This window comes from Mesotoga infera (assembly GCA_011045915.1).
Classification (GTDB): domain Bacteria; phylum Thermotogota; class Thermotogae; order Petrotogales; family Kosmotogaceae; genus Mesotoga; species Mesotoga infera_D.
This window is the reverse complement of the sequence record DSBT01000030.1, coordinates 1-2586: the sequence shown is the minus strand read 5'-3', so window position 1 is coordinate 2586 and position 2586 is coordinate 1. Positions and strand designations below refer to the sequence as shown.

Sequence of the window (2586 nt, the reverse complement as noted above, 5' to 3'; positions counted from 1 at the left end):
CCAGGTCTCCTTCCAGGATGCTCTGCGCGATTTTGAAATGTTCCTCCATCTCGTTAATTATCCAGTCTTTTTGCTGTTCAAGAAGGTAGTATTTGATCACGTTCCGCATTCTGGCGAGCAGTATCGAGATCTTCGACATCATTTCAATTAGATATTCATTATTGCAGTTATTGAGTATCTCCCTGTGCAGCCTGTAGTCAATATCGTAAGGAACTTTGTTCTTTGTCTCCTCCGGTTCCGAGAGGTGTCTTCTCATCCTCACGATCAGATTCGATATGATCTCTCTGTCGATCCGATTAATTGATTCACTCAATGCAAGTTTCTCCAGCACAAGCCTTATCGGGAAGAGCTTCCTGACGTCATTTTCGAGAATCTCCTTTACGTAAAAACTCTTGGCGGCTCCCGGCGCGACAAGACCATCTTCCTTCAGCTTGTGGAGAGCCCCCCTTACCGGAGTAGAAGAAACACCGTAGATTCTTCTCAGCTTCTCGATCGTCAATCTCGCTCCGGGAGGGATTTCCAGTTCTACGATGCTATCCCTTATTGATCTGTAAAGCTGCTGCTGGATTCCCTGAAAGTGATTTGTGTCTGCCGATCTGTTCAAAGTGATCCCCCCAGGATTTGAGGGAAAGCTTTCAGAAATGAAGCAGTTTCCCTTAGAGTTTCTATCTGATCTTCATCGCAGAAGACCTCGACGCTGTATTCACCGACATAACTCGATCTACTCAGCATTTTCAAGAAGCTCTGAAAATCAATCGCCCCCCGCCCCAGAGGTTTGTGATTCGTATCTGCTAGGTGAACGTGTTTTATCAGCTCGATGTTCGAACTTACAAAAGCGGGATCCTTCAACTCATCGAAATGGTCAGAGTCAAGGAGAATTCCAAAACTCTTCAGCTCTCTCTCAGAAAGAAAAGAGGCGGCTTCGACACAGTTATTAAGGATCGGGCAGACCACCTTCCTCAATGGTTCTATCAAGACGGACAACCCCTCGAGTTCACTTCTCACATATGAATCGATTTTTCCCAGCGATTCTCCAAGCCTCTCGAGTGACCTCTGGAGGCCGTCGGACCATATTACTCCCCTAAGTCTGCCGATATTAAGGTTAACTCCTAGAGCATGTGCCTTCTTGGCTGCCTGCAAAAAGGAGTTCAGCGCTCTCTTTCTTTCGTTCGCGTCTATGTGGTTCAGGTAAAGGCCGGCAGTTCCTGCCATCTCGCCAGTGCAGAGAAATACGCACTTCAAAGAGTACTGTCGCTCGAGTCGCTTCAATTTTTCAACATCCACTTTTTCGGGTTCGGCGATCATGAGCTCAAAAGAGTTGAAACCGGCACCCGCCACTGCGGCGAGCGTCTCTTCCAACCTGCCGGTGAGGCCAGTGACCTTTGCACTGGCCGGAATATCCTCGTTGGCCACCATAAAGCTTACTGCCATCTCTTTCACCTCAGCCCACCGCACTCACTAGTGCCATTGAGAGCGACACCGCTTTTGCGAATTCATTGTCGCTCCTCGATGTGAGAACAACGGGGAATCCTGCTCCCAAAAGGAGCCCGGCCGTCTTGGACTTTCCTAGATGTACGAGCCCTTTAATAAGGTTGGCCGCTGATTCAAGATTAGAACAGATCAGTATGTCGGCCTCGCCTCCGACCTTAGACGTAATTCCCTTCTTCAGTGCCGCTTCCTTTTTCAGGGCAGTATCTATGGGCATGGGGCCGTCTACGAGACACACTCCAAATTGCCCTCTTTCAGCCATTTTCGATAACACGGCTCCTTCAACGAGGTCGCGATTTGCTACCGACACTCGCTCGTTTATGCCGATTACCGCGACCCTTGGTTCACTTATTCCGATCGATCTTGCAAACTCGACGGCATTCCTGAGTATCTCTGCCTTCTCCTTCAAATCAGGCGCAACGTTGACCGTCCCATCAGTTATGAAAAGCAGCCTAGGATGCTCGGGAACCTCCATACAGGAAATGTGACTTATTAGCCTTCCGCTAGCCTTTACCCTGGGGCTCTTGAAGAGCTCTCTCAGAAAAACGGTGGTATTGATGTCGCCTTTCATTAGGACGACGGGAGTATCTCCCTCCAAAGCAGAGACTGCATTTGAAGCATTATCTTCTTCAGATTTCCCTTCGACAACACGCGTCGTGTTCAGAAACCCTTCAGATGCCGCCTCCTTTATCTCTTCCAATCTTCCGAAGAGAGTGAATTCAAAATTGCCGTTAGAGGAGGCAGTTGATTCTATGGCCTTCATCGTCTTTCGATCATGCGGTTGCACGCAATTTACTCTCACGCGCTTCTGCAACTTACTTGCTTCAAGAATGAACTCAGAAAGGGAATTAATCATCGATCATCACCTCAGTATTCCAGGGCCTCTTCGATCCCCTGTATTACTCTGTGCGCTCCGTCTGCAAGGCTTTCCATCTCGTATTCTCCCGGGAAAAGAAGAACTCTTATACCCTTCAGTTTCGCAAGAAGTCTTTCTCTGACGTAGTCACACTTCACTACGCCGCCCGTAATGGCAAGGGCGTCGGGAACTCCGTCAAATACCGCCAGCAGACTGTATGAGTATTTTGCAATATTGTAAAT

Annotated in this window: 4 protein-coding genes; all 4 read right to left on the bottom strand. The window is 48.4% G+C overall.

Features of this window, described 5'->3' with window-relative positions:
• On the bottom strand, positions 1-604 hold a 604-nt coding region (locus tag ENN47_00955; GenBank protein HDP76760.1), incomplete at its 3' end, for a GntR family transcriptional regulator.
• Positions 601-1431 carry a sugar phosphate isomerase/epimerase gene (locus tag ENN47_00950; protein ID HDP76759.1) on the bottom strand — a complete coding sequence of 277 codons (831 nt, stop codon included), beginning with the start codon at positions 1429-1431 and terminating at the stop codon, positions 601-603. The genes ENN47_00955 and ENN47_00950, both read right to left, overlap by 4 nt.
• Before the next feature lie 10 nt (positions 1432-1441).
• Positions 1442-2344 carry a phosphate butyryltransferase gene (locus ENN47_00945; GenBank protein HDP76758.1) on the bottom strand — a complete coding sequence of 301 codons (903 nt, stop codon included), beginning with the start codon at positions 2342-2344 and terminating at the stop codon, positions 1442-1444.
• An 11-nt stretch (positions 2345-2355) separates the two neighbouring features.
• The coding region (locus tag ENN47_00940; protein ID HDP76757.1) for a butyrate kinase at positions 2356-2586 on the bottom strand (231 nt) is incomplete at its 5' end.

Excerpts from the sequence above, each read along its gene's own strand:
- ENN47_00950 (HDP76759.1), bottom strand. The coding sequence starts at position 1,431 with ATGGCAGTAAGCTTTATGGTGGCCAACGAGGATATTCCGGCCAGTGCA.
- ENN47_00945 (HDP76758.1), bottom strand. The coding sequence starts at position 2,344 with ATGATTAATTCCCTTTCTGAGTTCATTCTTGAAGCAAGTAAGTTGCAG.